Origin of the sequence: Jiangella rhizosphaerae (assembly GCF_003579925.1) — a bacterium.
GTDB lineage: Bacteria > Actinomycetota > Actinomycetes > Jiangellales > Jiangellaceae > Jiangella > Jiangella rhizosphaerae.
In genome coordinates this window covers 1-7213 of record NZ_QUAL01000357.1, presented here as the reverse complement: position 1 = coordinate 7213, position 7213 = coordinate 1, and the positions used below count along the sequence as shown (strand labels likewise).

Sequence of the window (7213 nt, the reverse complement as noted above, 5' to 3'; positions counted from 1 at the left end):
GGGGGGGGACAAAGGTTCACGCAACGGTCACCGACGTTTCGTCGGCCGGATCGGCGGCGGTCTCCGGCGATCGAGACGATTCGGGGCGCTTTTCCCCACGGACCCCGAGAGCACAGGCCCGCCGATGACGCTGCCCCCACGTGCCGGTAGACGGAAGAGAAGGGCCGGCCTGGCCGCGGCCGCGCTGGCCGCCGTCCTCGTCGGCGTCACCTGGCCGGCCTCGTACGCGGTGACGGCCGCGTCCGACGAGCCGGCCGCGACGGCTGACGCCGAGGACCGCGGCCGCGACGCCGGGCAGCCGCCGACGCTGACGCCGGCCGATGGCGCGTACCTGGAGGGCACCGTCACCGTCGCGTCCGAGCCGGTCACGGCCGACGACGACGTCACGAGCCTCGCCATCGACGGCACTCCGGTGCAGGGCACCCCGACGGTCGGCGCCTCGACGCTGAGCTTCGACGTCGGCAGCAACTCGACCGAGGCGCGCTACGGCAACCACGTGCTGATCAACGGCACGCACCGGATCGATCTCGGCGACGCGGTGAACCAGCGGGTGAGCCTGGAGATCCCGAACGAGCACCTGGTGCCCGGCGAGAACACCGTCGAGGTGGTCGCCGGCACGATCACCACGAGCTGCGGCGTCAACCACGACGACTTCATCCTCTCCGAGTTCACGCTGGACCTGCTAGATGGGCCGGCGGACGGCGACGCCAACGAGTTCACCTACGCCTTCGGTGACGGCAACTGCGGCTCGAACACGTCGCTGCTGCTGCGCGCCGAGCTGACCTTCGTCATCGACGGCGACCCGCAGCGCACCACGGGGCTCAAGGCCGAGGTCGACACGACGACGCTGGCGAACGGGCCGCACGAGATCGTCGCCCGGACCGCCTCCGGCGCCGCCACCGCGCACACCGTCACGGTGAACAACGCCCCGACCGGCGCGCCGCACATCGCCCCGGCCGACGGGACGCTCGCGTCCGGCACCCAGCCGGTCGTCGCCTCGTTCCCCGCGGGCACGCCCGGCGCGGTGCCGGAGCTGACCGTCGACGGCGCCGAGCCGGTCACGCGGCCGACGCTCGGCGCAGGCGTCGCCACGTTCAGCTTCGACGTCGGCACGAACTCGATCGACGTGCGCTTCCACAACCACCTGCTGGTCAACGGCAAGCGGCTGGACCTCGGCGGCGACCACGCCGGCCGGCGGGTCGACTTCGCCATCCCGAACCAGTACCTGCACCCCGGCGACAACGTCATCACCGTCGTCACCGGCGCCCGGCAGGAGTCGTGCGGCGTCAACCGCGACGACTTCACCATCGCCAACCTGCAGCTCGTCGTCGCCGACGGCACCGCGACCGGCCGCGACATCGCGCCGTCCTACACGATGGGCGACGGTTCCTGCGGCACCAGCACGACGGCGCTGCGCGAGGTCGAGCTGCACTACACGATCGACGCGCCGGCGTCGCAGCTGCGCCCGACCCTCGGCTCCGGCCTGGCCGTGGTCGCCTTCGACATCGGGACCAACTCGATGGAGACGCGCTACCACAGCTACCTGCTGGTCAACGGCATGAAGGTCGACCTGGGCGGCGACTACGTCAGCCAGCGCGTGGAGATCACCGTCCCGAACGAGTGGCTGGTGCCGGGCTGGAACACGATCGACCTCGTCACCGGGACGTTCCCGACCAGCTGCGGCGACAACCGCGACGACTACACCGTCTCGAACGTGACGCTCACGCCGGCGGAGGGGACGGCGACGCAGCACCGCGCGCAGCCCAGCTACGGGATGGGCGACGGCGACTGCGGCTCGACGGTGAACCCGCTGCGCGAGATCGACCTGCACTTCCTCGTCGACGCGCCGGCCCGCGGCATCCGCGCCGACTTGGACACGCCGGCGCTGCCAGACGGCGAGCACACCATCGCCGCGTCGTCCACCACCGGCGAGGTCGCCACCCGGCTGCTGGTCACCGACAACACCGCGCCCGAGGTGACGGCGAGCACGCCGGCCGCCGGCGAGACGATCACGTCGTCGGTGGTGCTCGACGTCGAGCTCGGCGACGCCTCCGGCGTGCTGTCCGGCCCGGAGGTGGCGCTCGACGGCACCGCTGTCGCGCTCGGCCAGCCGATCGGCCCCGGCCTGATGCCGGGCGAGCACACGCTGTCGGTCACCGGCACGGACGTCATGGGCAACACCGCCGTCCGCGAGATCGTCTTCACCAGCGCCGGCATCCCCGACGTCCCGGCGGAACTGGCCCCGGCGTCCGGCTCCACCGGCGTCGGCGAGTCCGTGACGCTGTCGGCCGAGGTGGCCACGCCCGGCGGAGGCGACGTGACCACGTCGTTCGCGCGCGCCGAGGTGGCCACCGCGGACATCGCATGGCAGGGCAGCACGGCCGCCATGCCGACCACGCTGCGGGTGCCGGGGGAGCGGCCGGTCCCGACCAAGGATCTGGCACCGCTCGACGGGCGCACGATCGCGGCGCCGACCAGCCGCGACATCACCTACCAGCGGTTCGACATCCGGGTCCGCCGCAACGTCGACGCGCCGTTCCTGCGCTGGGAGGGCGTCGTCGACCCCGAGCGGCTGGTCTCGCTGCACGCCTGGAACACCGAGACGCAGGCGTGGGACGTCGTCGCGACCGCTCGCGGCGCCGTCGAGGGCAGCACCGTCCTGTCCGGGACGGTCGAGCAGCGCTACGTCGACCGGCAGCGGGTGCACGTGCTGGTCACCGCCGAGGACCCGTTCGCCGACGACATCGAGCCCGGAGACCCCAACGGCTTCGCCGACCCCGACACCTACGACTTCTCCATCGTCCACTTCACCGACACCCAGTACATCTCCGAGGGCGCGGTGGAGCAGGAGACGCCGGAGGAGCGGGCCGTCTGGGCGTCGGCCTACCAGGGCATCGTCGACTGGGTCGTCGACAACGCCGCGGAGCGGAAGATCGCCTACGCGGCGCACACCGGCGACATCATCGAGAACAACATCCGGCCGCCGCTGGACGAGCCGATGCGCCGGCAGATCGTCGGCGAGTTCGAGTTCTCCTCCGAACAGCAGGGCGTGCTCGACGGCGCCGGCATCCCGAACGGCGTCATCGCCGGCAACCACGACAACCAGTCCGGCCGCGAGAACGGGCCGGAGGCGCTGTACAACCAGTACTACGGCCCCGACCGGTACGCCGCCGCGGACGACCAGTGGGAGCACGCGTCGTACGGCGGCCCGTGGCGCGAGGGCGACAACCAGAACCACTACGACCTCTTCTCGGCCGGCGGCCTGGACTTCGTCGTGGTCGGCCTCTCGTACGGCGTCACGAAGGAGGAGGCCGAGTGGGCCGACTCGGTCTTCGAGCGGTTCCCCGACCGCAACGGCATCCTGCTCTCGCACGACTACCTGGTGCCGTCGACGCAGCCCGACGGGCGCACGGCCGGCTTCTCGGGGCCGGACGGGGCGATGCTGTTCCGACGGGTGGTCGAGCCCAACCCGAACGTATTCCTGGTGCTGGCCGGCCACGAGCACGGCGTGGCGACGAACATCAAGCCGCAGGTCGGCACCGAGATCACGCGCGGCGTCGTCGAGCTGCTGGCGGACTACCAGTTCTACACGGTGTCCGCCGAGCGGCTCGGGCTCACCGAGATCGGCGGGTACGAGCCCGACGACCAGCTGCAGTTCGGCGCCAGCTTCTTCCGGCTGCTGCAGTTCGACGTCGACCGGTCCGAGCTCATCGTCGACACGTACTCGCCGCTGCTGGCCGACTTCGGGGCGACCGAGTTCGACACCAACGGCCGGTACAACGGCGACGAGGACAACATGGTGCTGCCGGTCGACCTGCAGACCCGCACCACCACGTTCCAGACCGACGCGATCGCCCTCTACGCCCCGGCGGAGTCGCTCGGCGAGGTGACCGTGCCGTCCGGTTCCGTCGCCTCGGTGGACTGGACGGGGCTGGAGCCGGGCACGACCTACGCGTGGATCGTCACGGCGCACAGCGCCGGCGGCGGCGTCACCGCGTCGGCGCCCGCCGCCTTCACGACGGCCGACGCCGCCGGCCGGCCGGGGGCGTGGGGTCCGGACGCGCCGCTGTGGCCCTACTTCGCGCCGTTCGAGCCTGAGGAGGCGCCGGAGGAGTAGGCGTTCCCTCCAGCGGGGGGTGCGTCAGTGGTAGCCGGCGGCGAGCGTGGTCAGCACAATCAGCATCGCGCTCGCCGCGGCGGTCCTCGTCGCCGGTGGGGCGACGGCGGCGAGGACGTGCCGTCGCGGCAGGGCGGGGGAGGCCGGGCGCAGCGCGACGTCGGGGCGCACAGCCGAGCCGGCCAGCGTCGAGATGATGGTGACACCCATGCCGGCCGCGACCAGCGCCTGCTTGCCCGTCCAGTCGTCGCAGGTGAAGCCGATGCGGGGCGGCCCGCCGAGCGCCTTCTCCAGACCTTCCAGCGGTCCGAGGCAGTCCGGGTGGCTGCCCTCGATCCACGTCTCGCCGCGCAGCTCGCGCAGCGGGACCGTCGTCAGCCCGGCCAGGCGGTGCTCGGCCGGCAGCGCCACCCGGTGCTCCTCCTCCAGCAGCGGCACCAGGGCGACGCCGTCGTCGTCGACCCGGTCCCAGTCGGTGACCAGCGCGACGTCGACGTCGCCGGAGCGGATCGCCCGCCATCCGCCGACCACCAGGCTGACGTCGACGCCGGGGTAGAGGTCGCTGAAGCGCCGGATCGCCTCGGGCACGAACTCGGTGTTGGCGCTGGGGAAGGCCGAGACGCGCACGAGACCGGTGCGCAGCTCAGCGAACGCCCCCAGTCGGGCCTCCATGCCCGCCAACCGGCCGAGGATCGCGCGCGCCTCGTCGATGGCGATGGTGCCCGCGGCGGTGGGTGCGACCCCGCGCGGGACCCGGCGGAACAACGCGACGCCGACCCTGTGCTCCAGCGCGGCGATCTGCCGCGAGACGGCGGGCTGGGTCATCGTCAGCGCGTTCGCCGCCGCCGAGAACGAGCCGCGCTCCGCGACCTCGACCAGCACCCGCAGCGACCACGTCTCCAGCATGCGTCGAACGTATACCTCCTCTGCTCAACCTGCAGTTGTGGTGATGGCTCGCGGCCCGCAGGGTGGAGGCATGGACTTCTTCGACGGCCACCTCCCAGCCTGCCCGGCACGGGTCCTCGACGCGGGCTGCGGCGACGGCGCACTGGCGGACCGGCTGCGCGCCCGCGGGTACGAGGTCACCGCGATCGACATCGACCCGGCGCTCGCCCGGCCGGGCGTGCGGATCGCCGACATCTGCGGCTTCCGCGACGCTCCCTACGACGCGGTCGTCTTCTCGCTGTCGCTGCACCACGTGGCGGACCTGGACAGCGCCCTCGACACCACCCGCTCCCTGCTGTGGCCGGGCGGCCGGTTGCTGCTCGACGAGTTCGCGCACGAGTACGCCGACGACGCCATCGCCGACCGCTTCTACGCCGCACCCGGCTCGCTGCCGCGCTGGAAGGAGCGGCACCGCGAGTACCACACCGGAACCGCCATGGTCGAAGCCGTGGCCAGGCGGTTCGCCATCACGTCGCTCGCCCGGGTCCCGTACCTGCACCGCTATCTCGAGGACGAGTCCGTGCGCGACGCCGAATCGGTGCTCGGCCTGCAGGTCGTCGCCGAACCGCGTCCTCCGGCCTAGGAGAACCGCCAGGTACCGGCATGCGCCTCGATGGGTGAACGTTTGGTGTTGCCCCGGCAACACCAAACGCTCACCCATCGCCCGACGCTGCGTGAACGGTCACGAACTGGCCGAGCAGCTCGTCGGCCCACCGTGTGCCGGCGTTCCCGGCCAGGTCGATCAGCCGGGACGCCTCGTCGACGCACGCGTCCGCGCTCGCGAGGTCACCCGAGGCGCGGTGCGCGTGGGCCAGCTCGGCCAGAGCCTCGCAGGTCGTCTGGACGTCCTGCACGCCCGTCTCGGCCAGACGCTGCAGCGCTTCGGCGGCGCTGTGCCGGCTGTCCTGGCCGGCCAGCCGACGCGCCCTGGCCAGGAGGACGGTCGACTGGGCCATCAGCCGGACGGAGCGCATCTCGCGGGCCGCTCCGAGCGCCGCCCGGGCCGACGTGATCGCCGCGGCCGGCTCACCGGCCGCGAGCCGGGCGTGGGCCTCGATCCTGAGGGCGTCGTACCACTCGTACGAGCCCGGCACGTGGGCGTGGAGCTCCCGCGCGGCCGTCAGCATGTCCGTCGCCCCCTCGGCGTCACCGTCGCGGGCGAGGAGATACGCCAGGTTGCGCATGGTGCGGGCCCGCAGCACGAGGGGCAGCGCGTCGGCGGCGTCGATGCAGCGGCGCATCACCGCGGCCGCGGCGGTGTAGTCGCCCGAGCGGCCGTGCAGGAGGGCGAGGTTGTTGAGCATGGCGGCCTCGCCGTAGCGGTCGCCGAGCCGCCGCCAGGTGGCGATCGCCTGCTCGGCGGCGTCGTGCGCCTCCGCCAGCCGGCCTTGGTCGGCGAGGGTGGAGGCGAGGTTGTGCCGCGCCGCGGCCAGGAAGTGCTCCGCGCTCGGCGGCAGCGGTGTGGTGGTGACGACGCGGAGCAGGCCGGCGGACACCTCGTGCGCGGTACAGCACTCGGTGACGACGGAGTCGAAGTGAACGGCCAGCGCCGCGGCCTCGACGGCACGGTCGTCGTCGCCCGAGCGCAGGCCGTCGCGGGCGAGCCCGAGGAACAGCGCGCTGCGCGGATGCACCCAGGCATGCACGTCGGTTCGGTCCGCGAACGTGACGCCGGCGGTGTCGTCGGAGCCGACGACGGCGGCGACGATCGGATGGTGCGGGCGGTCGCCGGGCCGCAGCCGATCGCGCGCGTTGGCCAGCGACGCGAGCGCCTGGCGCAGGACACGGCGGGCGCTCGCTGGATCGCTGCGCACCGGATCGTCGCGGAGGTAGCTGCCAATGAGGCCGTGCCAGCCGTAGCAGTCCGGTGTCGCGGGCTCCAGCAGCCGCACGTCGCAGAGCCGCTCCAGCAGGTCGCGGGACTCGGCGCGGCCGGCCTGCCAGAGCACGGCCGCGGACTCGACGTCGACGAGGTCGGCCGGCAGCGTCCCCAGAGCGCGGAACCGGGCCTCGTCGGACGGATCGAGCGTGCTCGTGGTCGCGTCGAGCGCCGCCCGGACCGAGCGGCCGTCCAGCCGCAGCTCCGCCAGCCGCCCGGGGCCGGCGAGGCGGTCGCGCAGGTGCGCGAGCGGCCAGGCCGGCCGCGTGGCC

Annotated in this window: 4 protein-coding genes; 2 read left to right on the top strand and 2 right to left on the bottom strand. The window is 73.1% G+C overall.

Annotation, left to right across the window (positions count from 1 at the left end; genetic code table 11):
• Window positions 1–124: 124 nt before the first annotated feature.
• Window positions 125–4117: a metallophosphoesterase family protein gene (locus tag DY240_RS25045; protein WP_119662420.1), complete on the top strand. Its 3993-nt coding sequence runs from the start codon at window positions 125–127 to the stop codon at window positions 4115–4117.
• A gap of 24 nt (window positions 4118–4141) precedes the next feature.
• Here the strand turns inward: DY240_RS25045 and DY240_RS25040 are convergent, their stop codons facing one another.
• Entirely contained in the window at window positions 4142–5023 is an 882-nt protein-coding gene (locus DY240_RS25040; RefSeq protein WP_119662419.1) for a LysR family transcriptional regulator, read from the bottom strand.
• A 70-nt stretch (window positions 5024–5093) separates the two neighbouring features.
• On the opposite strand from DY240_RS25040, the gene DY240_RS25035 reads away from it, so the two are divergent.
• Window positions 5094–5645 carry a class I SAM-dependent methyltransferase gene (locus DY240_RS25035; protein WP_158602993.1) on the top strand — a complete coding sequence of 184 codons (552 nt, stop codon included), beginning with the start codon at window positions 5094–5096 and terminating at the stop codon, window positions 5643–5645.
• Between the two features lie 70 nt (window positions 5646–5715).
• Here the strand turns inward: DY240_RS25035 and DY240_RS25030 are convergent.
• Window positions 5716–7213: tetratricopeptide repeat protein (locus tag DY240_RS25030; protein ID WP_147375516.1), on the bottom strand; the 1498-nt coding region annotated here is incomplete at its 5' end.